The organism is Streptomyces sp. NPDC012466, from assembly GCF_042955215.1.
GTDB lineage: Bacteria > Actinomycetota > Actinomycetes > Streptomycetales > Streptomycetaceae > Streptomyces.
In genome coordinates, this window is record NZ_JBIBEQ010000004.1 from 630,996 (window position 1) to 654,913 (window position 23,918).

Genomic DNA, 23,918 nt, shown 5'->3' on the forward strand with positions numbered 1-23,918 from the left:
GCCGGATGCCTGAACGCGATGTACGTTGCGCCCGCACCGGCGAGCAGCAGCACTGCGGTCCGCAGGTTCATCGGGCCCCCGCCTTGGAGTCGAGCACTGCGAACGGCACGTCGATCTGTCCTCGGCGTTGCATGTCCCGGGCCAAAAGCCGGACGCGGCGCAGGTGCCCCTCAACCGAACGCACGGACAGACCGAGCCTGACACCGATCTCCTTCTGCGTGCATTGCTCTTGGTACATCAGCGCCACGATTGCCGCCCCCTCTGCGGACGAGCGCCGCAGAATCAGTCGGACTGCGTCGCGCAGCGCCACCTGCTCCTCGAAGGCGGCCGCAGAGGCCGGCCAGTCGTCGTCGAGGTACGGCTGGGCGAGCGCCTCCATCATGCGGCGCCGCGGCCTGGCCCACTCGTTGAAGGCGTTACGGAACCGGTAGAGGCAGTCATGAATGAAGTAGGTGCGCATGCTGGCGCCCTTGTGAGGCTTCCAGTAGCCACACGGAAGGCTTGTCTCCACGAAGTAGCGCACCGCGTCGCCCACTGCTGTCGCAGCGAGGTCCTCGCGTAGCTCGGAGCTGCGCTGCAGTTCTGTCGTCTCGTTGTCGAAGCACGTTAGCGGGATGCCCTTCGTCTTGCACTGTGCCGTGATGGTGCCGTCCCTCATCCACCTACGCAGGCATCGCCAGCCGTACTGCCACAGATCATTCACCAACTGCTCGAGTAGGAGACCCTCGAAGCGCGCGTCCTGGAGCCGAGCAAGCAGTTCGCGGTCATCTGTGCATCGCTCGGAACCGCGCCTCTTTGCGTGATGTCGGTCACGTGTCTGCCAGACCACTTCATGTTCGGGCATCTATCCACCTCGCACTGGAAGTTGTAGTCGCCCTCTCCTAAGACAGACGAGGCACTTCCCCCCACAAAATTTTTTCGCGACAGTGGACGCGTTCCTCGAAGGCACCACCAAGCCTCGGGGCTCCGTCCAGGCTCACGTTGGCAACAGGGGATGCGGGTGCACTGCTGGACCGGACAGTCAGGGCCGTGTCCGGGCGTGACAGCACCAACCTGTCACTGCAGAATCCCCCGCCCTCGCGGCCGCTTCAGTGGCCCGGAGGGGCGACGGCGTCATGCCCAGTCGATGCCCAGTTCCCGGAGTGCGTCCAGCTGTTCCTGGGCAAGCCGGTCCCGCCTCGATTTGGTGTTCGATACCCACACGCCCAGCTTCACGACCACCGGCTCTGCCTCGCCGTCGACGGCGGTGACTACGATATGGACTCCATCGGCCCGCTCGCCGACGCGCTGCGGACGGCCGCCCAGAAGCATTCCCTGGTGGTCCTGGACGCTTCGGGGGTCACGTTCGCGGACTCAATGTTCCTGAATCTGCTGCTGCACATCCACCCCATGACGAGCCTGCGTGTGGCCGCGCCTACGCCACAGCTGAAGCGGGGGTTTGAGATCGCCGGAGCCGACACCGTCCTGGACATCCGGGCCAGCGTCGCGGATGCCATCTCGGACTAAAGTCAGTGCTCGCACGACCGCTCTGGGCACCGGGCCGCCGACTGCTCGGCGTCGTAGGGCCGGAGTTCACCGACCGCTACACGCTGGCCATGCGCACGGCAGCTGCTCTGGCCGCGCTGTCGCGGGACGTGACCTCGATCAGGGCCAGGCCTCGTCGATCTTGCCCTCTTCTAGCCGAACGGGGCCGGGCGCCGCCTGGGTGGGGTCACGGATTCGTCTGGCCACGGCAGCCCGCGCAGTGCGATCACGTCCCTGGCATTGGCTTTCGGACGTGTACTCGATCTAGGCTGCGTCGGTTCATGCCGCTCGCGGCGGCCCACCGACGGAGAGGAAAGCCGATGACCCAGCAGGCCTCGGCCACCGACCCGGCTTCTGGGCGTCGCCCCGAGCTGGTCCCGGACCTGGATGTGGAGGCGGCCCGTATTGAAGCGGTACGCCGTTACGACATCCTCGACACTCCGCCCGACGGCGCGTTCGACCGGGTGGCGGCGATGGCCGCCCGCCTCTTCGATGTCCCCGTGGCCACGGTCACGATCGTGGACACCGACCGCATCTGGTTCAAGGCCGCACACGGCCTCGAGGGCGTCAAGGAGATCGGCCGCGATCCGGGCCTGTGCGGCTCGGCGATTCTGCGCGACGACGCGCTGGTCATCCCCGACACCCTCCGTGATCCCGTGGCGACGGACAATCCGCTGGTCGCAGGGGAGATGGGTGTGCGCTTCTACGCTGCCGCACCGATCATCACCCCCGACGGCCACCGGCTGGGCACGGTCAACGTCCTGGACACCAAACCGCGCTCCATCACCGAGGACGACACCGCCACACTGGCCGACCTCGCCGCGATCGTCCTGGACGAGATGGAGCTGCGGCTGTCGGCGTTGCGCGCACTACGCAATGAGCAGCAGCGGCGGGAGGCGGAAAGCCGCCAGGCCGAGATGGAACGAGCGCGTGCCGAGGCGGAACGAGCGGCGCGGGAACAGGCGGAGAAGGACAAGACCGCCATCGCCGCGTTCGCCTCCACCCTCCAGCGCACCCTGCTGCCCCCGGCCCTTCCCCTCGTGCCGGGCCTTGAGCTGGCCTGCCACTACCGCACCGCCTCCGTCCACGACGTGGGCGGCGACTTCTACGACGTCTTCCCCGTCGACGGCAGCCGGTGGGCGTTCTTCCTCGGTGACGTGTGCGGCAAAGGCCCCGAGGCAGCGACCGTCACCGCCCTGGCCCGCCACACCCTGCGCGCCGCGGCCCAGATCGACCCGGACCCGGTCACCGTCCTGAGCACGCTCAACACCGCCCTGCTCACCGACGTCACCGCCGGAAGCCGCTTTTGCACCGCCCTCTTCGGCCTCCTGACACCCCGGGAGGACGGCGGTTTCAGCGTCACCGTGGCCACCGGCGGCCACCCGCCGGCCTACCACGTGCGCCCCGACGACAGCGGCGAGGTATGGGTCAAGGCGGTCCGACCCAAGGGCGGCATGCTCATCGGAGCCTTCCCCCAGGCACTCTTCGCCGAGTCCACCTTCTTGCTGGCCCCCGGGGAGGGCTTGTTCCTTTACACCGACGGGCTGACCGAAGCCCGCACCACCCAGGACGCCATGCTCGGCGAGGACGGCCTGACCGGCTTCCTCCACCAACGCACCGGCCCCCTCACCGCCACCACCCTGGTAGAAGACACCGTCACGTTGCTGGCCTCAATGCCCGACGGAGCCGGCGACGACGTGGCCCTGCTGTCCCTGTCCGTGCCCGACGCCGAAACAGCACCCGACAGCGGCGTCGCCGCCACCGCCCACACCACCGCCGCACCCGAACACTTCGGCCAGGAGTGATGACCGACGTGACCCACCCACTTCACCTGACCGTCCAGCACCCCCACCCCGGCCTCGCCCTCGCCCTCGCCACGATCGTCGGCGATGTGGACGTGCACACCGCACCCACCCTGCGCTCCGGAGCCCTGGAGATCATCCAGCAAGGACACCCTCGCCTGGTCTTGGACCTGGCACCGGTCGGCTTCTGCGACTCCGCCGGTCTCAGCGCGATCATCGGCATCTGGCACGCGGCCCAAGAAGCGGGCGGCTCACTCAGCCTCGCCGCCGTCCCCGACCGCCTGATGCGCATGCTCAGCATGACCGGCGTCGACTCACTCCTGCCTGTCCATGCAACAACCGCCGACGCGGTCGCCGCCTTGACCGACAGCCCACCCGCCTCCGCGAACAGGTAAGCAGCCTCTGCTCTGCCAGACCAGAGGCTTGTGCGGCGTTCCAAGGGCATGCGCCAGAGACGCTGTCACCGCGGCGCCGGGGCAGGCGTCACGGGCCCAAGAGAACAGGGCTGGGAAGTCAGGCTGAATCGCCCTTTGCAGGGCAGCCAGCAGGCAGTCTGGCTCTCCACACGGCAGCGAACGCAATTCGACAGCGTTTTCGGGAGGTGGATCGGCGCTGTCTCCTGGTCGTGCCATCCTGCCGGGACACAGCGGGAACTTCTTGTGGCGGTCATGTGAGGCGGGGCGGGGCAACGGGGCAGACAGCGGGGGATGAGGGACAGAAGACCGGAGACAGTGATCCGCTGTCGGCGTCGGCCGCCTATGACGGCGACTCAAGGGCAGCTAGGCATCGGCCCGCCCGGCTACTGGGGGCGGCGTCCGGTGATGTCCCCGCCGGGGTCGTCGGGTAGGGCGATGCGGGCGGTGATGCGTTTGCCGACCGGCTCCCGCTGGACCTCGAAGCCCTGCGCGACGGCCATGACGATCTCCAGGCCGTGTTGCCCGACTCTGCCCGCATCGGCGGCCCGGGCCACCGGCAGGACCGGGTCGCTGTCCCATACGACCACTTCCACCACGGCGCCAGTGATGCGCAGCTCCACCAGCACCGGCCCGGGAGCGTACTTGAGCGCGTTGGTGACCAGTTCGCTGACCACCAGCTGCGTCAGGTCCATGGCGCGTGCCGATACCGGCAGACCGTGTTCGGCCTGGACGCGGGTGAGGAAGCCGGCCGCTCGGTGGCGTGCCTCGGCGATGCAGGATCCGTCACCGTCCAGGGCGACGGTGTCCTGTATCGGAGGGGCGCCAGGCACCACGCTGTCTTCATCGGGGACTGATTCCGCCGGATCCACCCTTGTTCCCCCGTTCATCCGCCCGCGCCTACCCCGGCTTCTGCGCCACATGCCGTGAGCTCAGTTACACCGAGAGTCGAACAGGTGTTCACCGTATTATCGGGGCAGGCTGCCAACGCACATCGTGTCGGGGGCCGGAGTCCCCATCAGCGAGCGCAGCCGAGGAAACGGTGACAGACACCCACGCGCCAGGCGGGCCCGGCCCTCTGTTGATCGACCACACCGCCGTCGGCGACATCCGGGTACTCACTCTGCGCGGCGAGATCGACCACGCCGTCAGGAACGAGCTCACCGAGGCCCTGCTGTCCTATGGCGGAGCGGCGCCGCCGAAGATCGTGGTGGACCTCAGCGGCGTGACCTTCATGGACTCCAGCGGCATCAACGTGCTTATCGCCGCCCACCAGAGCATGAGCGCTGCTCAGGGGTGGCTGCGTATCGCCGGCGCCCAGGAATCGGTGCTGCGGACCCTGCAGCTCGTCGGGCTGGACCAGGTCATCGGCTGTCATCCCACCGTCGAGCAGGCCCTGACCGCCTGACCAGCGCTGTGCCGGGCTGCGACGCAGTGAGGTGCCGCTGCCGGGCTTGGTGTGGATCGGCCGGTGCTGGCTGTCCGCTGCTTCTGCGAGGTCTCCGGTTCACGCAAGGTGACGGTGGTCGGTTCGTGGAGTGGTGGAGGCGCCGCCGATGGTATTGGTGAGGGCAATGCGGGCGGTGATTCGTTTGCCCGCCTGTTCCCGTTGTATCTCGAAGCGCTCAGCGGCGGCTTTCACGATCTCCAGGCCGTGGCCGCCGATCCGGCCGGGATCGGCGGCCCGGGCTGTCGGGATCGAGGGATCACTGTCCCAGACGACGACTTCCAGGGTGCTGGCCGTGATGCGCAGTTCCATCAGGATGGGTCCGGGAGCGTATTTGCGGGCGTTCGTGACCAGCTCGCTGACCGCCAGCTGGGTGAGGTACCTCGCGTGAGCGGACACGGACAGGTGATGATCGTGGACGGCCTGGTCGAGGAAGGCGGTGGCGCGATGCCGGGCATCTGCGATACAGCCGTCGTCGCCGCCCACGGCGCAGCCCGTGCGCACCAGGTGTTCACCAGGCACTGTACGGCCGTCACCACGTGGTCCCACTGGCCTCCTCCGCCTGATCAGGCGGGGCGGGACTCACCCGCGCCGCCCCCCCCGTGGCGCTGAAGGCGATCGCGGTCGGCTGGCGCAATTGCCGGGCCGACCCCTCCCGTACTCCCTAGCATCGGCAGGATGACGGACGACTGATGCGGCTCTTTGAAATCGGCCGACGATGCTCTTCGCTCCCCAGGCGGCTGCCTTGGTCAATGGGAGCCGGAAGCGTCCGTATGTGATGGCCTCGGGGCTATTCGGCTCCGTCGAGGGCGGCGTCGCAAGCGACGGTTTGTGGCGGCCCTGGATGACTTGCCGTGGCCTGAGGCCCTGGCCCTGCCGGAATGGCTCCGGGCTTGAACGCTTCAGGGACCGCCAGGCTGTTGTCGGGGGTCAGCCCGCCGAGCTTGTCGGGATTGACCTGGAAGCGCAGGTTGTGGATGCGGCCGCCACCGATGTCGAAGCAGAGGGCGCCTACGGTGTGCTCGCCGAGGGTGGCCAGGATGCCGAGTTCGCCGTTGATGACGGCCGGCTCCATGACCAGGTCGGCCAGTTCGGGCTTGGCCAGGAAGCCCAGGAGCCAGCGCGCGACATGGTCGATGCCGTGGAGCGGGCGACGAGCCGCGGTGACCTTGCCGCCGCCGTCGGACCAGGCGGTAACGTCGGGAGCGAGCAGTTCCATCACGGCGTTCAGGTCGCCGCCCGCGCAGGCATCCAGGAACTGGGCGGTGATCTGCCGGCGCCGGTCGGGGTCGGCGTCGAAACGGGGGCGGCGGGCCTGGACATGCGCGCGGGCGCGGTGGGCGATCTGGCGGACCGTCGCCTCGGGGCGTTCGAGGGTCTCGGCGATCTCGCTGTGCGAGTAGCCGAAGACCTCGCGGAGCAGGAAGACGGCGCGTTCCACGGGGCTGAGAGTTTCCAGCACGACCAGCATGGCAGTGGAGACGGAGTCGGCCAATTCGGCCTCCGAGGCGATGTCCGGAGACGTCAGCAGGGGTTCGGGGAGCCACGGTCCGACGTAGGTCTCGCGGGTGGCCCGCGCGGAGGTGAGCCGGTTCAGGGAGAGGTTGGTGACCGTACGCACCAGGTATGCCTTGGGGTGGCTGACCGCGTCACGGTCCGTCGTGCTCCACTTCAGCCACGCGTCCTGCAGGACATCCTCCGCGTCGCTGACACTGCCCAGCATGCGGTAGGCGGTGGCGAACAGCAGCCTGCGGTGTGCGAGGTACGGGTCGTCCTGCCCGGCGGTGTCGATCACCGGCTCATGCTGCCAGCGCCGTGAACCGGACGGCAAGGGGTGGATCACGGCGCCGGGAGCGGGTGTGCCGGTCACGCCGCGGGCCTGCGGGTGGCGCGGCCGCCCTTGGAGACGATCGTGGTGACGTTCATGCGCTTGCTGAGCCGGTACGTCGTGAGGGGGCTGGCGCTGACCATCTCCTTGTACATGACCGCACCGCGGCCGGTGAGGCACTGGCGGCGGGGAGTGAAGTCGGTCCTGGTGAACTGGATGACGGCGTCGCGGCGGCCGAGGCTGACCGGCTGGTGGTAGTAGCCGAAGCGGAATGGCTTGACGGTCTTGCCGCGTATCAGCCGCGCGACGGTGTCGGCGGTGTACTGGGCGGTGGGCAGGCCGCTCTGGCAGGAGCCGTGGAGCTGTCCCCAGGCCAGGCGTACGGCGGCGGCGTCACCGATGGCGTGGATCTCCGGGTGGGACATCGAGCGCAGCGTGGCGTCGACCAGGATCAGACCGCGGTCGTCGGTGGCGATTCCCGCATCAGTGGCGAGCGGCGACACTTTGACGCCGGCGGTCCACAGGCAGGCGTCGGATCGGACGATCCGGCCGTCAGCCAGCTCGACGCCTTCGGGCAGCACCTTGGTGACGCGGGCGCCGGTCTCCAGGATGATGCCGAGGCGGTCCAGTGCGCGGTAGAGGTGGGCGCGGGCCTTGGCGCCCATCATGCCGCCGGGCTCGTCCGGGCTGATCAGCGTGACGCGCAGACCGGGGCGGCTCTCCGCGATCTCGGTGGCCGCCTCGATGCCGGTCAGGCCGGCGCCGCAAACGGTGACCGTGCCGCCGGCGGCAGCGACCTCGGTGAGCCGCGCGGCGAACCGGCCGGCGATCTCCGGGCTGTTGAGGGTGAACGCATGGTCGTCGGCGCCGGGGACCTTCCCGGTGTCGGTCGAGCTGCCCAGCGCGTAGACGAGCGTGTCGTAACCGAGGGACGTGGCGCCGTCGAGGGTGATGCGCCGGGTCTCGGGATCGATAGCGGTGGCGGTGCCCTGGACGAACGTGACGCCAGTACCGGCGAGCAGGTCGGGGATCTGGTGGTCGGCCAGCCGCTGCCCGGCGGCAATCTGGTGCATCCGCAGTCGCTCGACGAACCGGCTCGAAGGGTTGACCAGGGTGATCTTCACGTCGGTCCGGCGGGTGCGGTGGGCCAGCCGGACAGCGCTGAACATACCCGTGTAGCCGGCGCCGAGAACGACGACGTGGTGGCCGTTGGTCATCTCAATCTCCCAGGGTCGGGCACCGGCTTCGGTGCCGGTGACGCCCATGGGACAAGCAACCACCGTCGGACGTGACAGCCCTTTGATGTGACTCACGTCTCGCTGGGCGTCGTCGTTGGTGGGCCGGAAAGATGCACCACGTGCCTGGCTGTATCGGGCCTGGGCTGAGGCGGAGCAGGATGCCGAAGACAACGGCTTCTGCCGCGGCCAAAATCCGCGAACCCCTCACCGCTGATGAAGTCGAACTCCGCGTACGACTCCAGTATCAGATCCTCGAGAGCGCAGACTGCCAGTCATCCAGATCCAGTTCAACGTGCCGACCCCCGTAGCGTTCAATGCTGAAGGTCTACCGGCGCGCGAGCCCGGCCCCAAGTGCGGCCGCTGCAGGGCGAATCCAAAGGACGCACCGTTCCGCCCCTGACCCGCGGGCCGCGGGTGGGGATCTCGGAGAGCAGGTCTGTCCCACCCTGAGCATGAGGTGGGGAGATTCAAAGAGCGCCATCACGACCAGTATCTCCGGCAGCTGCTCACCCTCCTGGACGACGCGCGGCAGTTCGACGCGTACACCCAGCAGAACAACGGCCAGTGGCATGTGCAGTCCGGAAGCGCATTGACAGGCGACGACGCCAAGAGCGACCCGTACCAGGTGTCGCACAGCGCGTGGCACGCCCTTACTGTGGCCGTCGACCACCTCCAGTGCCTGCGGTCCTCCATCCTCGCGGCGCAGATCGCGACGCACGCCTCCACCGTCATCCACACCCACGCGCAGGCCTCGCTCGTGCGGGGTGTCTTCGAGAATGCGGCCCGCGTCGTCTGGCTGCTGGGGCCGGCCAACCGCCTCCAGCGCCTCACCCGGCGCCTGAGCCTGCAAGCCGGCGAGGTCAAGCACGACGCCCGGCTCCGGAAACTGGTCTACACGCCGGGCACCCACACCACCGAGGAGCAGTTTCAGCGACTTACGAACATCATCGTCGCAGCAGGAGCCACCCCCGACGAGGCGCGCAAGGCGGTTAAGGCACGGCCCAGCTACGAGTCCATCGTCCAGGAGGCCGGCCGCACCCACGGCATGGGCGCGGACGTCGCCGAGCTGATTTGGAAGGCCTGCAGCTCCCTCGCGCACGGCGACAGCCCTGGCACCCTGGCCCTTCTAGACCGGAGGGTCGGCGTGAGTGTTCCCTCCCTGCCCGGACTCGGTGATGACAGCATTCCGGCATGGGGGCGCAAGCTGACCGTGGTGTGCCCGGCCTGCGGCGTGGTCACGCACCGGTACCGGACCATGCACTACGACGGCGTGAACGTCTACCGGCCTCAGGCCGGCCCGGACCCTGCTCGTGTAGTCGGAAGCGGGGAACCGGAACCAGAAGCGGAGGTGGCGTGGATCGCGCTGACCTCAAACGGCAGTGGCAGCCTGTGAACTGGCACTGGACCGATAGCACGGCTCCTCTGCGCCGCCTCTGACCGCGTCCGTGACCTGGCCGCAGCCGCGATGCGTGCCGGGTGCCTGTCCGACCCATCGGCTCACACGGCACGCACGGTCATCGCGGGGATCAGGGATTGGTGAGGCTGCTGGTGTACATCTTGGTCTTCTGCCGGGACAGGATGTCCGGCGGCACCTTGCGCAGTTCCTCCGATCCGTACATGAGGTTGTCCGGGTTGTTCTCGTGGCCGGGGCCCAGGAGGAGATGGCCGATCTCGTGTGCCAGGCCGCCCCAGGAGATCTCGGAGTCGACGATCGCTTCGGGTTTGCCGGGCCGGTGCCTCGCGCACCCGAGGATCGGACCGGTGCTCGTGACGGGCAGCAGTGATCCCACGACATAGACGACCACATCCGTGTCGGGCACGCCGTCCGGGCGATGGCCGAACAGTTCAGTTTGGTCGGAGGTCAGCGGATGTTCCGCGTCGCAGGCGCCCACGTCGACGCTCTCGGTGCCGGGTATGTCGCGGTGCTCGACGGAGACGGTGTCGACGATCACCTCGACCTTGCCGAACAACGCGGTCACGTCAGCGAGTTTGGTACGAAATGCGACGGCTTCGCTCTCCGAGCGGTCGACCAGCAGGACGTGCACCCGAAGGTGTTCGGTGTCCCAGGTGTCGGTGCCGATCCGGCGGTCGGGGCGGACCCAGAAGGCGTCGAGGTGACCGGGACGGCGGGAGATCAGGCTCACGGCGCCTGGCAGGGCGCTGCCCGCCGCCGTGGCGGGCGAGCCCGACCAGCCCCCAGGGACATCGTCGTCGAGGGACATGGTGTGCAGTCGGTCGCCGGGAGAGATCCAGGCCACCTCCAACCGCGTGCGAGTGCGCGCCACGGCCGCGAGCGCCCCGGGCCGTGCCGCGCCCGGCGCGGTGATCGGCCAGGGCGCGGGCCAGTCGAGCCGTGGGTTCCATGCCGTGGTGCCGACCGCTCCGTCGGGGCCGATCCAGAACACGTCGAGCTGATCGGCGCTGCGCGACACGACGGTGAGCGCCGCGCGCTGTGGTGCGGTCCGGTCTCCGACGAGGACGTGCCCGGCGGGCGCGATGGACCGGGAGGGCCAGTTGGCCCGGGCGTTCCACCACGCGGTGGAGACCCCGCCGTCGGGCCGGACCCAGAACAGGTCGAGCTGGTCGCGTACGCGGGAGACGACCGACAGAGCGCCGGCCGGGTGGCGTGCGGCCGCCGGTGTCGTGATCGGCCACGGGCGCAGCCAGCCGTGTGAGGGGTTCCAGGCGGTCGTGCCGATGGCCCTGTCCGGCCCGATCCAGAACACGTCGAGCTGGTCCGGGTTGCGTGACGCGGCGGCCAGCGTGCCCGGCAGGGCGCTGCGGGCGGCAGCGATCGGGAAGGGTGTGGCCCAGCGTCGGGAGGCGGCGTCCCACCAGTTGCTGGAGACCCCGCCGTCGGGCCGGACCCAGAAGACGTCCAGGTGGTTCGGGTTGCGTGACACGGCGGCGAGCCCGCCGCTGAGCGAGCCCACCGAGGCCGAGCCCGGTGGTGCGACCAGCTGCGGATCCCATACCTGACGGCCGTCGCTCCAGTAGGCGGTGGCGACCGCCCCGTCCGACCGGATCCAGAACAGGTCGAGCTGGCCCGGACCGCGGGACAGCGAGACGATCCCGCTCGACTCGACGGCTCCGGACGGCGGGACGGCTCGCTCCCGGCCCCATGCGTACGCTGTCGGGCCGGGGATGAGCGAGATCAGGAGAACGAGGAGCAGGAGGGTGCTTCTACGGCGCATGCGTCTTCTCCGTTCCAGTGACGCCGCGCGGCCGGAGTGTGGCCGGCCGGCGCGGCAGCGGGCGTGTGTCGCTGTGCGAAGCGCTGGCGGTCTCTGCCACCGGCGCCCCAACGGGCGGGCCGTTCCGGAGGGACAGCCCGCCCGGGTGACGGTTGGTCCGTCAGCCGATGAGCGTGCGCAGCACGGGGATACCGGCTCCGGTGCTGAGCAGGCCTGCGAGGGCCGCTCCAGCGGCTGGCGTGCCGCTGAGGAAGGTGAGGATGGCGACGATCAGACCGATGACGATCGCCGTCAGCAGGACCAGGGCAGTGTGCAGGGGCAGGAACGGGCTGGCCGCGCAGGGTCCGCTCTCGCGGGGGCCGGATGCTCCGGGCGAAGGTTTGGGCGGGCCGGACGGCCCGGGTGAAGACACGTACGTCATGTGCTGCTCCGGGGTGAGGACGTGGAAGGGTAACGGGGACGGCTGGGGGCCCGGGTCGCCCCGATCAGCCGGGCTCGCCGCACTCGTACAGCGGCAGCGTCCCGAAATCGGCCTCCGTGCGATTGCCGTTCATGTCCTTGACCATGGCGTAGAGCCGCAACTGCACCGTCTCCAGGGGCTTTGGACCCGTCCGGTAGGCCGGGATGTCGAAACGGACGGCATCGCCGTCGGCGATGCCCGAGCTGGACGTGTACGTCCCGTCGGTGGGGTGCTGGATGTACAGGGTCAGCCGGAAGATGCCCGAGGGATCGGATGCCGCCACGCGCACGCTGTAGGTGGTGGGTGTTCCGCTCGGGCCGCAGGTCTGCATCAGCGAGCCGTGGTTGTCCAGGACCTCCTGGCCGACCGCGCCCGTGCTGATCCCGGCCAGGCTGACGGTGGGACCGGTGGTGTCCTCGATTCCGCCGTTGCCCGTATCGCCGTTCCCTGTGCCGGCGTTCTCACTGCCGCCGTTCTCCGTGCCGGCGTTTCCCGACCCGCCGTTCTCGGAGCCGGCGTTTCCCGACCCGCCGTTCTCGGAGCCGGCGTTTCCCGACCCGCCGTTCTCGGAGCCGCCGTTTCCCGACCCGCCGTTCTCGGAGCCGCCGTTCCCCGATCCACCGTTCTCGCTGCCGCCGTTTCCCGAACCGCCGTTCTCACTGCCGCCGTTCTGGCTACCCCCGTTCTCGCTACCCCCCTTCTCCTTACCGCCGTTCTCGGCGCGTCGGTTCTCGCTGCCCCCGCCTCCGACGCTTCCGTTCCCGCCGGTGGAGTTCCCGAAGATCGATTCCCCTGACGTACCTCCCTGGGTGGTGATCTCCTCAAGCCCCGGAAGGCTGCTGATGTCGGGCAGCGAGATGCTCCCCCTGCCCTCGTTCGCGAAGACGATGGCGGCGAGGAGTGCGGTGAGGCTCGCCGTCAGGGCTTTGCCGACCCGTCGGCGCGGCCGCCGACGCGCGCTCCTGGTGGCGACACCTGTGAGGGCGCCCCCGGTGGCACTGCGCCTTCCGGCACTCTTGGAGCCGCGCCCGGCACCGGTGTTCACTTCCTGCTGTGCCGTGCTCGTCCCCGTGGACTTCAGGCTCGTCGCGTCGCAGACTTCGCGGATCCGGTCGTACAGTTCCGGCGACGGGGCGGCCACCACTCCCGGCACCCACATGCGGTGCTTCACCCTGTCCCGCGCGGCTTGGCAGTCGCCGCACTCCTCGACGTGCTCCAGTCCGTCCTTGCGACCCTGTGGGGTCAGCCCGGGGCCCTCCTGGCCGGGCATCGTTCCGCATGCGAGAAGCAGTCCCGGGCAGGGCTCGGCCGCCTGCAGCATGTGCAGCAGGAGCCGCGCGTCGGCCGCCTGCTGCCGTGCGCGACGAGTTCCCGGATAGTAGTCCGCGTGCAGTTGCAGATTCAGCGCCCGCGCTTGCTCGAGCGCCGGCTTGTCCGTGGTGGCGTCGTCGATGGCCGCCGCCATGATGCGCCGTTCCTCGTGGTCCAGAGCTTGCAGAAGGGCGACGAAGGCCCGCTGTTCGGTGATCCGTTCCACTCCCAGATCACCGACGGGCAGAGATTCCTCGGGCTCGCCAGCCGGCGTCGGTGGCCTCCTTCGGATCAGGTCCACCGCCTTGCGGCCAACCACCGTCCTCAGCCAGGCTTCCGCGTTCCTGATCGGCTTGGTGTCCTTCGCCAGCGCGGCGAAGGCGTCGACGACGGCCTCCTCGGCGTCGTGCCAGTTGTTGCCCAGCTTGGGCAGCGCCGCCTTGACGAGGGTGTGCCAATGGTGATCCAGCAACTGTCGGCCGGCCTCGTACTCCCCGGCGCGATACCTGGCAACCAGGTCACGGTCGTCGGTTGTCATCGCTGTCCTGCCTTTCCTCGCGTCCGGCGGGGGCCGCCCCCGCCTTCTCGACGCGAGCGAGGGAAAGTCGTCGCCGCACCACCAAGATTGTTAAGAGCACGGATTTCCGCATGGGTCCGCATGGGTCCGCATGGGATGGCTCGTTCATCACGATCACGCGGCAGAGAGCACGTAGCGCTGTGCACGCTACGGAGTGACACCCTGGGGACACACCAGGGATCTCCCTAGCCTTGAGCGTGCTTCATGTGAGGTCTCGTGAGTGCGCGGGCCCTGCGCGGTCGTGCGCCCACTCATGCGGTTAGTCGACGGCAAGGCGACTGGCGAGTTCGACTCGTGAGCGGATCGAGAATTTGGCGTAGATGTGGCTGAGGTGGTACTCGACCGTCTTGTCCGACAGGAAGAGCGCCGCGGCCACTTCGCGATTGGTGTGGCCCTTGGTGACAAGGACCGCGATCTGTGTTTCTCGTTCAGTCAGCGCGACGGGCTCATGGCCGCGGCGTTTGGGTGTGTCAAATCCGGCGGCTCGGAGTTCCCTCTCGGCGAGCGCCGTCCACGGATCCGCTCGAAGACGCTCGAACACCTGGCGGGCCGCGACGAGCGGACGGCGGGCGTCACCGCGCTTCCTCCTCCTCCGCAGGAAGCGGCCGTAGGCGAGTTCGGTGCGGGCCTTGGCGTAGGGATCGGGCAGTTGCTCGTGGTGCTGCAGGGCCTCCTTGAAAGCGTCTTCGTCGGCGTGAACGAGCCCTCGGCACCGTGCGCTCACGGCACGTCCCCACGCGGAAGGCGCCTGCTGGACCTGGCCCATGAGTTCGTCCAGCGCGGCCTGCGCTCCGGAGAAGTCGTCTGCGGCCAGGCACGCTTCGATCAGGTCGGGCTGGTGCTGCAGCACGACCGGTTCCCTCAGTCCTGCAGCGGTCACCTGCTGCTGCAGGTCATGGAGGCGGGCCGCGGCGTCGGAGTCCTTGCCGGTGCCCAGATCGAGGAGGCCGAGTGCGGCCTCCAAGTAGGGGCTAACCAGTTCCGCGCCCCGGCCCTCGATGAGTGCGCGAAACTGGCGGGCGTGCTCGGCGCACTTCTCGGCGCGTCCCTGCGCAGCCTCTATCCGGGCCAACGTGGAGACGGCGTAGGCCTGCAGGACCGGCTGGCCGATCTCGGCGGCGAGGGCAGCACCTTCGCCTGCCAGGGCGTAGGCGTCGTCCCAGCAACCGGTGCGCAGCTGGGTGTCAGCCAGGACGGTCAGGTACGGAACGAGCCGCTCGGAGGCGCCGATCCTGCGCGCACTGCGAATGGCTCGTTCCAGCAGCGTCCGCGCGGAGGGGAACCGCTCGAGCCACATGAGATCCATCGTGGAGAAGCTCGTCGCCTCGACGCCGATGGAGAGCGGGTCGGTGGTGGTGAGGAACGTATCGCAGGCATCCAACACGGCAGCGGCGTCGGCGCGTTCGCCTGCCAGCATCATCGTATGGGCCCGCATCAGGGCCGCAGGGTGATCGAAGGCCAAGGCGTCACTGTCGCAGGCCGACGCGGCGGCTCGATCGGCAGTCACGCGCGCCTGGGCGATCGCGCCCCCCATACATGCCGCGCCCGCGGCGGCGACCAGCAACGGCACCGCCTGCGCCGCCTCAAGTCCTACGGCCATGTCGACCAACTGGTCGTGGACACGGCGCGGTGGCTGGCGCAGGAGCAGGATCTGACTGCGCATCCCGATTGCCCCAGCACACACCGCAGCGTCGTCGGTGGCGTTCGTCGCCGCCTCGGCCAAGGCCAGCGCCTGGTCCCCTCGGCCGGCAAGCTGCGCGACCTCGGCGGCCGCCAGCAGGTAGCGGCCCCGGTCGACTGGGGCGGCCGAAAGATCGGCGGCTCGTTCGAAGGCACGGACCGCAGCGGGCAGAGCACCCCGGTCGCGGGCACTGGCCGCGGTGTCGGCGAGCGCTGATGCGGCGGCACGATCCGGGCCGGCCGCCGCCGCGGCGAGGTGCCAGCTGCGTTGGTCACGGTCCACCGGACCGGTTCGGTCGGCGAGTGCCCAGGCCAGGGCGCGGTGGGCTTCTCGTCGCTGCTCGGCTCCCGCCGTGTGGTACGCGGCGGCGCGCAGTAGCGGATGCACGAATCTCACCCTGCCGCCGGACCGGTCGATGAGGTGCGCTGACTCAAGCACCCCCAGGACTCGTGTTTCCAGGGCCAGTTGATGAAGCGCCGTCTCCAGGACCGCTGCATCCTCCGTGTATCCCGCGGCCGCAACCGTCACCGCGCGGCGACCGGCCTCCGGAAGACTGGCCAACCGGGCGGAATAGGCGGCGGTCAGCCGCGGTCCCACCGGCAGGGGACCGTGGGGGGCTTGTACGGCCCCTTCGGCATGGCCCAGCGCGGGCGCTGCCTCGAGCAGGGCCAGCGGGTTGCCGGCGGTCTCCCTGTAGAGGCGTTTGAACGGCTCGCTGTCGGCGGGGATGTCAGCCACCCTTCGCACCAGCGCGGCGGCTGCGGCGGGTTCGAGTCCGGTGAGAGCCACGGTCGGCAGGCCGGCCTCCGTGAACCGGCATTCCTCGCCGTCGCGTGCCGTGACCAGCACCGCCACCGCCTCGGCCTGTAAGCGCCGAAGGGCGAAGAGCAGGGGCCGTACGCTCGCCTCGTCCATCCAGTGGGCGTCGTCCACGGCGACCAGGACGGGTGACGTGGCCGCAGCATCCGTGAGCAGCGTCAGTGTGGCGGCTCCCAGAGTCACCGTGTCCGGAGTGTGCCCTTCCTCCAGGGACAGGGCGGTGCGCAGGGCGCTCGCCTGTGCCGACGGCAGCTGGTCGATGAGGTGCTCCACGGGACGCACCAGCTCACAGAGCCCCGCGAAGGCCAGTTCCGCTTCCATCTCGATGGCCGTGGCCCGCAGCACGGTCATCCCCGCAGCCTCTGCCACCGCCTCTTCCAACAGGGCGCTCTTGCCGATCCCTGGCTCGCCCCGCAGCATGAGAACGCCGCTTCGCCCCTGCCGGGCATCGGCGACGAGTTGCCGCAGACGCGCCCGCTCCTCCACGCGCGACAGTAGCTCCCGCGATCCAGGCCCAAACGTCATCGCACTTCTCCCGAGGAGACGACCAGTCAGTGGCGACACGTGCACGCCGCGTTACGAGTGTGGCCGATGGCTGGTGGCTCCCGCAGGAAGTGGGGAAGATCCCGAGGTGCACTGCGCCCGGAGGGGCCGGTGGCGCTGCTCAACCATGCGGTGGGGGCATCGGCACGTCACGCCTCGGAACCCAACGCTGGGACGTGGAGGGCACGTTCGCCCAACCGCACTGGTTTCGCCGCCTGCGGATTTGCTGGGAGATACGGGACACGAGGCTTTCCTCACCTTCGGCTGCAATCATCTGCTGGCGACGCCTCAAGAAAGCAGTGCTGAATCTGAGCCCTCAGCCCGCACCGGCGACCAGTGCCTCGCCGAGCGGGGTGCGGCGGTAGAGCACGGACCGTCCGGACCGAGCGCTGACGAGCAGTCCCGCGCCTCGCAGGATGACGAGGTGGTCTCCTACCGCGCCGGGTGTCATGGCGAGGCTTCGGGCGAGGTGGCTGGTACTAGCCGGGGCGTCCAGCGCCAACAGCAGCCGGTCTCGGGCCCGGCCGACCAGAGCGGTCAGCGCGTCCGGTCGGGAGACGCTCTCCTGTTCGCCCCACAGGGCGGCGGTGCCGCGGGCGCGATAGATCAAGGTCCTGGGCCAGGGGTCTTCCAGGTGGGCGGCGATATTCGCGACGAAGACCGAAGGGATCAGCAGTAGCCCGTCGCCGGCGAGGCGGACACTTCCGACTGGGGGGAAGGAGCCGATCTCAATACCGCCGGCGCGCCAGGCGATGCTCGGGTGCAGGCTCTCGATGGTTGTGACCCATCCGTGTTCGCCGATCACCCCCACCCGGTGCACGACGTCGCGCTCACAGATCGCGCGCAGGTGCGGCCAGTCCGTGGCGAGCAGTTCGTGCCAGGCCTGGTCCATCGTCTCGGCGATCCTGGAGACGGCGTCCGTGGAGTCCAGCACTGCGCGTACGCGGGGATCGCGGGCGGACGGGCCGGTCGCGGTGGTGGCGATTTCGTGGCGGGCTGCTCCCAGCGGTGTGGCCCGGATCATGGCTAGGAGCGTGTCCCAGTAATCAACGCCGGGCCTGTCACTGTCATCGGATGATCACTCCACTCGTCCGGAACGCGATGTCGTATCTCCGCCAGCGTCCGCGTCTCACTCACGAGAGAGTCAGCGACGGTTCGTGTTCCTGATCGCGGACCTGTCCGTCTGGCACTCCGCGAAAGGCACAGCGCATGCACGTCGTCCCCGGGCTCAAGGTCCTGTACTTCGGAACTCCGGTGGTGCTGGTCAGCTCACTCAACGAGGACGGCACGGCGAACCTCGCGCCGATGTCCTCGGCGTGGTGGCTGGACCAGTCCTGCATGCTCGGTCTCGGCAACAACGCCCAAACCACCGCGAACCTGCTGCGTGAGGGCGAGTGCGTGCTCAACCTGCCCTCGTCGGCGATGGTCGATGCAGTCGACCGGATCGCGCTCACCACCGGAAAGTTGGCCATGCCGGACTACAAGGCAAAGCAGGGCTACCGGCACGAGCCGGACAAGTTCTCGGTCGCACGGCTGACCGAGCAGGCATCGGATCTGGTCCGGGCCCCCAGGGTTGCGGAATGTCCGGTCCAGCTGGAATGCCGGGTCGTCTCGGCCCATCCCTTCGGCGGTCCCGAACCGCATGCTACTGCCTTCGAGGTCGAGGTCCTTCGCGCTCATGTCGAGGAAGACCTGGTCATCCCGGGGACGCACTATGTGGACCCGCTCGGCTGGGATCCGCTGATCATGAAGTTCTGCGAGTTCTTCGGCGGGGGACGCAACGTTCACCCGTCGAGACTCGCCGAGGGCTGGAACATGCCGCACCAGATCCAGTCGACGACCGTCTGAGCAGGCAACCGGCGGCCCTCGCCTGCATCCCGTGACCATTCATACGAGATGATCACGGGGTGCGTGATGGGGAGGGCCTGTTCGAGGTCGAGCCGATCGAGAAGAGTCGGCCGCAGACGCGTACGGCGGCAGCGGACAAGCGGTTCAGGGCGTTCGACCCGCATCAGGCCCTGCTGCTGGCGCCGTCTCTGGACGACTGGTTGCCCGAGGGACACCTGGCCCGGTTCGTCGCGGACCTGGTCGACGAGGTACTCGACCTGGGACCGGTCCTGGCCGACTACACCGAGAAGCGGGGCTACCCGCCCTACGACCCCAGACTGATGGTACGTCTGCTGATCTACGGCTACACCACCGGTGTCCGCTCCTCCCGGGCGATCCAGCGCAAGTGCGCCGACGACGTCGCGTTCCGGTTCCTGGCCGCCGACCAAGCCCCGGACTTCCGCTCGATCGCCCGGTTCCGCCGCCGCCACCTGAACGCCCTGGCTGGCCTGTTCACCCAGTCACTGCACCTCGCGATCAAACTCCGCTTGGTCAAGATGGGCCGCGTAGCCCTGGACGGCACCAAACTCGAAGCGAACGCCTCCAAGCACAAGGCGATGAGCTACGGCCGCCTCATCGACAAGGAAGAGCACATCGAGGCCGAGATCGCCGCGCTGGAGGCGAAGGCCGCCGCCCTGCTCGCCGACGCCGAGGCCACCGACGAGGCCGAGGACGCCACGTTCGGCGTCGATGGCAAGGACACCGACCTGCCCGCCGAACTCGACCGCCGCGAGAAACGCCTCGCCAGGTTGCAGGCCGCCCGCGCCAGATCGAGGCCGAAGCCGCCGACAAGGCCCGCCGCCACGCCGAGGACAAGGAGCGACGCCGCCAGGCACGTGCTGGCAGCAGCGACGAGCAGGCCGCCACCGCCGCCAGCAAGGCCGCCGCCGCCAAGGCCCGGCCAAAGCCCAAGGCCCAGGCCGACTTCACCGACCCCGATTCGCGGATCATGAAGAACAGCGACGGCGCCTACATCCAGGCCTGCAACGCTCAGGCCGTCGTGGACGAGGCCCACCAGGTCATCACTGCCGCCGACGTGACGACCAATGCCTCCGACGCGCTGAACTACACCACGATGCTCGACCAGTCCGCCGCCAACACCGCAACCCATCCCAAGCAGGCCCTCGTCGACGCCGGCTACTGCTCCGAGACGAACCTTGAGGCCGCGCGGGATCGCCACCTCGCCTGCAGCACCGACACGTTAATGGCTACCGGCCGACTCGGACACGACGAACAGGTCCCGCCCACACCACGCGGACGTATCCCCAAGGACGCGACCCTGAAGGAGCGCATGGCCCGCAAGCTGCGGACCAAGCCCGGCAAGGCCGCCTACGCCCGCCGGAAAGCCTTCGTCGAACCCGTCTTCGGACAGATCATGACCTGCCAGAACGGCCGCCAACTCCTCCTGAGCGGTGAGGAAGGCGCCCGAGGAGAGTGGCGCCTGCTCGCCGCCTGCCACAACCACCGCAAGATCTTCCTTCACGCCGGGACAGCAGGGATCGCCGCCCTGGCCGACTGACCAGCCGGGCCTCCCCGGCCACGTCGCGAGCCCTGCCGACCGAACACCCGGCGGGCAGACCCCACCGGAGCCCCAACAGGCCCCGACAGGGCCGCCGCGACCGATCCGCCGGCCACAGGAAGCCGAGCCGCCTGCTCGTTACTGACCCACGCTCCTAGGTCGTCTGCCCAGGTCTGGTTCAGGCCGCGCGGGGGCGGGGCGACGAAGTTCGGTCCGGATTGCGTGGTGTGCAGGGCGAGGGCGGCGTTCAGTTCGGTCTCGCGGCGAAGCCGTTCGAAGGCCGGCAGGAGTCGGGTGGCCCAGGCTCGCGGTAGTGGCCGGTCTTGGCCGGCGAGCGAGCGCAGTAGGAAGCACAGGCCCGTGGCGGGGGAGAGCGCGAAGCGGCTGCGCAGCAGGTCCTCGACGGAGACTAGCGGAGCACCGCGCCATGCTACCGCTGGCGTCTGTTCCGATTCGTCCAGCGACGAATCATCGGTGAGGGGTGTGGGCGCATGGCGAGGCTGGCCGTCATGACCCCAACCGCCGAGCCCGCGCAGGGCAACCACCGTGCCACCTACCGGGAGGTGCTGGCCGAGCCGCGATTCCGGCTGCTCTTCTCGACCCGCGCCGTCGCGATCACTGCGGACGCGCTGCGGATCACCACGTTCTCGGTGCTGGTCTTCGCGGCCACAGGCTCCGCGCTGCTGAGCGCACTGGCCTTCGGCATCGGCTTCATCCCGCAGTTGTTCGGCTCGCTGCTGCTGGGCTCACTGGCCGACCGACTGCCGCCCCGCGCGCTCATCACCGGCGGCTACGCCTTGACGTGCGCCGCCGCCCTGCTGCTCGCCCTGGTGCAGATGCCGGTCGCGGCAAGCCTTGGTGTCGTGGCGCTGGTCTCCCTCGCCACACCGGTGTTTCACGGCGCGTCGAGTCGGCTGGTCGCGCAGTCGCTGGAGGGCGACGCCTATGTACTGGGCCGGTCACTGAACAACATCGCTGCCGCCGGCGCGCAATTGTTCGGCCTAGCGCTGGGAGGTGCGGCCGTCGCGGCACTCGGCCCACGCCGGGCGCTCGCGGCCAGCGCCGTCCTTTACCTCGGCGAAATCTCGGCGCACTCCGCCTCCGGAGAACTCATGGTCCGCGGCATCATGGACGACCTGGACGATGAACTTCCCGTCCTGTCGTTCAACGGTCCAGGTGACTACCGGCTGCGCATCCACGCCCGCGGCCGCAGAGGCCGGAAGCCGATCCTGCGTGCCGGTGGGCGACCTGCCGAGGGCCAGGTCGGCGAACGGAGCGCCGATCACGCCGAGAACGAAGCCTCGAAGGTGTGCGTGAACCCCGAGTCGCCGGGCACAAGGACTATCGCACCGAGGGCCCGGCCTTCCCAGCCGGTCGGGATCTACCAACCAAGGGACGAACTCATGCCCTTGTGAAGCTTAAACGCACAAGTGCTTGAGCCGGAATCAACGATGGGGTTTTGAGATGATTATTCTTGGGCTTATTCTGCTGCTTATCGGCCTGCTCGTCGGCATGGGCCTGCTGACGACGATCGGTGGCATCCTCATTCTGGTTGGCGCCATCCTGTGGATCATGGGTGCGACGGGTCGCGCGGTCGGTGGACGCAAGCACTTCTTCTAAAGGCAAGTCGTGCCTTTGAAGTAAAGGCAGAGAGTGGCGGTGGAACACCAACGATGGGCGGGATCGCCGGTTGGGCTAACCGGCGATCCCAATGCTATTGATCAGAAACTCATGGAGTTCACCCGTCGATGGCATATCGGACGTGTCGGCCGCCGAAGTATCCGCGCGCGATGTGAGGTTGGCGTTGTCGGCGGTGGAAGAACCTGCGGGTTTCGGCGGCTAACAGCGGCTAGCACAATGAGCTGGTTCGGTCCTGCTGGCCGTGTCCATGCAGGGAGTTGAGCGTTCAGCCCAATGGGGGCGTCGCCTTGGATCGTGCCGGACGAGTTGTGGGACGGCTTGGAGCCGCTGCTACCGAAGCGGCCGAGGCGGTTCAGGCATCCGGGGCGGAAGCCGTTGCCAGACCGGGAGGTCTTGTGCGGGATCTTGTACGTCCTGCACACCGGCATCCAGTGGGAACACCTCCCCCAGGAACTCGGGTTCGGCTCGGGGATGACGTGCTGGCGCCGGCTCCGCGACTGGAACGAGGCGGGCGTGTGGCAGCGCCTGCACGAAGTGCTCCTGGCCGAACTAAACGCGGCCGCGCGACTGGACTGGTCAAGGTGCGTGGTCGACTCCTCGCACGTTCGGGCGTTAAAAGGGGGCTCCGCACGGGGCCCTCGCCGGTCGACCGAGGGCGGGCCGGGTCGAAACACCACGTGATCACCGACGGCCACGGCACCCCGCTCGCCGTCCTGCTGACCGGCGGCAACTGCAACGACGTCACCCAGCTCCTGCCGCTGCTCGACGCCGTCCCGCCGGTGCGCGGCAGGGTCGGACATCCCCGCCGCAGGCCCGACTCGCTGTTCGCCGACCGCGGCTACGATCACGATGTCTACCGCGACCAGGTCCGCGCCCGCGGCATCGTTCCCGCCATTGCCCGACGCAGCACCCTGCACGGGACCGGCCTGGGCACCTACCGGTGGGTGGTCGAGCGAACCATCGCCTGGCTACATGGCTTCCGCCGGCTCCGCATCCGCTGGGGAAGACGAGCCGACATCCACGAAGCCTTCCTCAAGCTCGCGTGCTGCCTGATCACCCAACGACAACTCAGGTCATTGTGCGAGCCGCCGATAGCCGGTTAAGAACTTCGTTGGGGGTGAAGCTCCAGCCGACCAGGCGCGTCCCGCTCCAGTTGATGCCGATCACGAGTCCATCCCGAGCGGCATCGGGCAATACGCGATCGCACCAGGTGTCCAAGGGCATGGACTCAACGCGGAGCTCATGGCCCCAGATCTTTGCTGCCCTCTGGGCGCGGGGCGAGGTCGACCAGAAGGGAAGACTTCGCGTGCCGTCCGCAGAGAGGTGAGTCGGGCTTCCGTCGTCATCCCGGACAAGCCAGACCACGCCGCTTTGGCGGACGTCTCGGAAGAATGCCGCCGCTTGCGAACCACTGTGACTCATGGCCACCGAGCCTACCGTTCTCCAACACTCATTTCGTTAGGAGTTCTAAGGGCTGTCCCGCAATAACCGCTTATGGCTCCGGGAACGGCGGCGTCTCGTCCATCACCTGCAACAACTTCCGAGCAGGTGTCGCTTCTTCTGGCCGTACGGAGGAGGCGACACGCTCGATGACTGACCGGCCTGCGTGCACGGCTATCCTTGAGGCTGCCTCCCAGCCGGTCTGCTGTCGGTAGCTCGCGTCGTGCTTGCGGCCTTGGGTCGCCGCAGCGGCGGAGTGCCACTGGTCGGTTCGGCAGATGCTTCCCAGCAGGTCCAACACCTCGGCCTTGCAGGCGACGTGCGGGGACCCGGCCAGTTCGAGAAGGAACGGAACAGTGGGAGCTGTCGCCTCGCCAACGACGAAGCCCAGCGCACAGACGGCATCGCCCAGCTCATCGATAGCGATGCGAGCTGTGTCCTCATCCCCGTATGCGATCCGGGACAGCAGAGGGGGGATACCGCCGGCCGCGGCGCCCGTCGCATCGCACAGTTCTCCCCAGCGGACCGCGGAGACGCTTCTCAAGAGACTTCCCACGTCCTGCTCCTTATCAGATCGTTGTGCCGGCCCGGCGG

Annotated in this window: 19 protein-coding genes and 3 pseudogenes; 10 read left to right on the forward strand and 12 right to left on the reverse strand. The window is 68.8% G+C overall.

Annotated features, from left to right (window positions below; all coding sequences use genetic code 11):
• Positions 1–67: 67 nt before the first annotated feature.
• On the reverse strand, positions 68–844 hold the full coding sequence (locus ACFY9E_RS18820) for a hypothetical protein (protein WP_390984981.1): 777 nt from the start codon (positions 842–844) through the stop codon (positions 68–70).
• 413 nt (positions 845–1,257) lie between these two features.
• Between ACFY9E_RS18820 and ACFY9E_RS18825 the strand changes: the two genes are divergently transcribed.
• The 3 genes from ACFY9E_RS18825 to ACFY9E_RS18835 all read left to right on the forward strand — a co-directional run bounded on the left by ACFY9E_RS18825 (position 1,258) and on the right by ACFY9E_RS18835 (position 3,721).
• Positions 1,258–1,506, forward strand: coding sequence for an STAS domain-containing protein (locus ACFY9E_RS18825; protein WP_390984983.1), 249 nt, complete (start codon positions 1,258–1,260; stop codon positions 1,504–1,506).
• 338 nt (positions 1,507–1,844) lie between these two features.
• Positions 1,845–3,329: a SpoIIE family protein phosphatase gene (locus tag ACFY9E_RS18830; protein WP_390984986.1), complete on the forward strand. Its 1,485-nt coding sequence runs from the start codon at positions 1,845–1,847 to the stop codon at positions 3,327–3,329.
• The gene (locus ACFY9E_RS18835; RefSeq protein WP_390984989.1) at positions 3,329–3,721 is read left to right on the forward strand and encodes an anti-sigma factor antagonist; all 393 of its coding nucleotides are present in this window, start codon (positions 3,329–3,331) and stop codon (positions 3,719–3,721) included. Before ACFY9E_RS18830 ends, ACFY9E_RS18835 begins: the two co-directional genes overlap by 1 nt.
• A gap of 404 nt (positions 3,722–4,125) precedes the next feature.
• Here the strand turns inward: ACFY9E_RS18835 and ACFY9E_RS18840 are convergent, their stop codons facing one another.
• Entirely contained in the window at positions 4,126–4,629 is a 504-nt protein-coding gene (locus tag ACFY9E_RS18840; protein ID WP_390984991.1) for an ATP-binding protein, read from the reverse strand.
• A gap of 152 nt (positions 4,630–4,781) precedes the next feature.
• Between ACFY9E_RS18840 and ACFY9E_RS18845 the strand changes: the two genes are divergently transcribed.
• A complete protein-coding gene (locus ACFY9E_RS18845; protein WP_390984994.1) occupies positions 4,782–5,147 on the forward strand; it encodes an anti-sigma factor antagonist in 366 nt (121 codons plus the stop codon).
• A gap of 99 nt (positions 5,148–5,246) precedes the next feature.
• On the opposite strand, the gene ACFY9E_RS18850 is transcribed toward ACFY9E_RS18845, so the two are convergent.
• From ACFY9E_RS18850 to ACFY9E_RS18860, 3 genes are all read right to left on the reverse strand, one after another.
• A complete protein-coding gene (locus tag ACFY9E_RS18850; RefSeq protein WP_390984997.1) occupies positions 5,247–5,672 on the reverse strand; it encodes an ATP-binding protein in 426 nt (141 codons plus the stop codon).
• 304 nt (positions 5,673–5,976) lie between these two features.
• On the reverse strand, positions 5,977–6,909 hold the full coding sequence (sigJ, locus tag ACFY9E_RS18855; RefSeq protein WP_390985142.1) for an RNA polymerase sigma factor SigJ: 933 nt from the start codon (positions 6,907–6,909) through the stop codon (positions 5,977–5,979).
• Between the two features lie 143 nt (positions 6,910–7,052).
• On the reverse strand, positions 7,053–8,231 hold the full coding sequence (locus tag ACFY9E_RS18860; protein ID WP_390984999.1) for an FAD-dependent oxidoreductase: 1,179 nt from the start codon (positions 8,229–8,231) through the stop codon (positions 7,053–7,055).
• A 478-nt stretch (positions 8,232–8,709) separates the two neighbouring features.
• Between ACFY9E_RS18860 and ACFY9E_RS18865 the strand changes: the two genes are divergently transcribed.
• Positions 8,710–9,645, forward strand: coding sequence for a hypothetical protein (locus tag ACFY9E_RS18865; protein WP_390985001.1), 936 nt, complete (start codon positions 8,710–8,712; stop codon positions 9,643–9,645).
• Positions 9,646–9,778: 133 nt separating this feature from the next.
• Here ACFY9E_RS18865 and ACFY9E_RS18870 read toward each other — a convergent pair whose 3' ends face one another.
• From ACFY9E_RS18870 to ACFY9E_RS18890, 5 genes are all read right to left on the reverse strand, one after another.
• Positions 9,779–11,446, reverse strand: a complete 1,668-nt coding sequence (locus tag ACFY9E_RS18870) for a hypothetical protein (RefSeq protein WP_390985004.1) — start codon at positions 11,444–11,446, stop codon at positions 9,779–9,781.
• 160 nt (positions 11,447–11,606) lie between these two features.
• Entirely contained in the window at positions 11,607–11,867 is a 261-nt protein-coding gene (locus ACFY9E_RS18875; RefSeq protein WP_390985007.1) for a hypothetical protein, read from the reverse strand.
• A gap of 64 nt (positions 11,868–11,931) precedes the next feature.
• Positions 11,932–13,755, reverse strand: coding sequence for a sigma factor (locus tag ACFY9E_RS18880; RefSeq protein WP_390985010.1), 1,824 nt, complete (start codon positions 13,753–13,755; stop codon positions 11,932–11,934).
• A 298-nt stretch (positions 13,756–14,053) separates the two neighbouring features.
• Complete coding sequence (locus ACFY9E_RS18885) at positions 14,054–16,780, reverse strand: AAA family ATPase (protein WP_390985013.1); 2,727 nt, start codon at positions 16,778–16,780, stop codon at positions 14,054–14,056.
• A gap of 373 nt (positions 16,781–17,153) precedes the next feature.
• Positions 17,154–17,861, reverse strand: a complete 708-nt coding sequence (locus ACFY9E_RS18890) for an ArsR/SmtB family transcription factor (protein WP_390985015.1) — start codon at positions 17,859–17,861, stop codon at positions 17,154–17,156.
• A gap of 185 nt (positions 17,862–18,046) precedes the next feature.
• Here ACFY9E_RS18890 and ACFY9E_RS18895 point away from each other — a divergent pair, with 185 nt between their 5' ends.
• The 5 genes and pseudogenes from ACFY9E_RS18895 (at position 18,047) to ACFY9E_RS18915 (ending at position 22,987) form a co-directional block, all read left to right on the forward strand.
• Positions 18,047–18,685: a flavin reductase gene (locus tag ACFY9E_RS18895; RefSeq protein WP_390985018.1), complete on the forward strand. Its 639-nt coding sequence runs from the start codon at positions 18,047–18,049 to the stop codon at positions 18,683–18,685.
• Between the two features lie 77 nt (positions 18,686–18,762).
• Positions 18,763–20,243: pseudogene (locus ACFY9E_RS18900) on the forward strand (IS1182 family transposase).
• 509 nt (positions 20,244–20,752) lie between these two features.
• Positions 20,753–21,322 (forward strand): annotated as a pseudogene (locus ACFY9E_RS18905) (MFS transporter); the annotation flags it as partial.
• Positions 21,323–21,707: 385 nt separating this feature from the next.
• Complete coding sequence (locus tag ACFY9E_RS18910; protein ID WP_390985020.1) at positions 21,708–21,863, forward strand: hypothetical protein; 156 nt, start codon at positions 21,708–21,710, stop codon at positions 21,861–21,863.
• 294 nt (positions 21,864–22,157) lie between these two features.
• Positions 22,158–22,987 (forward strand): annotated as a pseudogene (locus ACFY9E_RS18915) (IS5 family transposase).
• Here the strand turns inward: ACFY9E_RS18915 and ACFY9E_RS18920 are convergent.
• Together ACFY9E_RS18920 and ACFY9E_RS18925 are read right to left on the reverse strand one after the other, a co-directional pair.
• Positions 22,953–23,306, reverse strand: a complete 354-nt coding sequence (locus ACFY9E_RS18920) for a DUF2750 domain-containing protein (RefSeq protein ID WP_390985023.1) — start codon at positions 23,304–23,306, stop codon at positions 22,953–22,955. The pseudogene ACFY9E_RS18915 and the gene ACFY9E_RS18920 overlap by 35 nt on opposite strands.
• A 70-nt stretch (positions 23,307–23,376) precedes the next feature.
• Positions 23,377–23,880, reverse strand: a complete 504-nt coding sequence (locus ACFY9E_RS18925; protein ID WP_390985025.1) for a hypothetical protein — start codon at positions 23,878–23,880, stop codon at positions 23,377–23,379.
• Positions 23,881–23,918 lie beyond the last annotated feature (38 nt).

Bases quoted from the DNA above. Each gene is read 5' to 3' on its own strand.
- ACFY9E_RS18890 (WP_390985015.1), bottom strand. From the start codon at position 17,861: ATGATCCGGGCCACACCGCTGGGAGCAGCCCGCCACGAAATCGCCACC.
- ACFY9E_RS18820 (WP_390984981.1), bottom strand. From the start codon at position 844: ATGCCCGAACATGAAGTGGTCTGGCAGACACGTGACCGACATCACGCA.
- ACFY9E_RS18870 (WP_390985004.1), bottom strand. From the start codon at position 11,446: ATGCGCCGTAGAAGCACCCTCCTGCTCCTCGTTCTCCTGATCTCGCTC.
- ACFY9E_RS18860 (WP_390984999.1), bottom strand. From the start codon at position 8,231: ATGACCAACGGCCACCACGTCGTCGTTCTCGGCGCCGGCTACACGGGT.
- ACFY9E_RS18880 (WP_390985010.1), bottom strand. From the start codon at position 13,755: ATGACAACCGACGACCGTGACCTGGTTGCCAGGTATCGCGCCGGGGAG.
- ACFY9E_RS18825 (WP_390984983.1), top strand. From the start codon at position 1,258: ATGGACTCCATCGGCCCGCTCGCCGACGCGCTGCGGACGGCCGCCCAG.
- ACFY9E_RS18920 (WP_390985023.1), bottom strand. From the start codon at position 23,306: ATGAGTCACAGTGGTTCGCAAGCGGCGGCATTCTTCCGAGACGTCCGC.
- ACFY9E_RS18835 (WP_390984989.1), top strand. From the start codon at position 3,329: ATGACCGACGTGACCCACCCACTTCACCTGACCGTCCAGCACCCCCAC.
- ACFY9E_RS18910 (WP_390985020.1), top strand. From the start codon at position 21,708: ATGATTATTCTTGGGCTTATTCTGCTGCTTATCGGCCTGCTCGTCGGC.
- ACFY9E_RS18840 (WP_390984991.1), bottom strand. From the start codon at position 4,629: ATGAACGGGGGAACAAGGGTGGATCCGGCGGAATCAGTCCCCGATGAA.
- ACFY9E_RS18875 (WP_390985007.1), bottom strand. From the start codon at position 11,867: ATGACGTACGTGTCTTCACCCGGGCCGTCCGGCCCGCCCAAACCTTCG.
- ACFY9E_RS18895 (WP_390985018.1), top strand. From the start codon at position 18,047: ATGCACGTCGTCCCCGGGCTCAAGGTCCTGTACTTCGGAACTCCGGTG.
- ACFY9E_RS18830 (WP_390984986.1), top strand. From the start codon at position 1,845: ATGACCCAGCAGGCCTCGGCCACCGACCCGGCTTCTGGGCGTCGCCCC.
- sigJ (WP_390985142.1), bottom strand. From the start codon at position 6,909: ATGCTGGGCAGTGTCAGCGACGCGGAGGATGTCCTGCAGGACGCGTGG.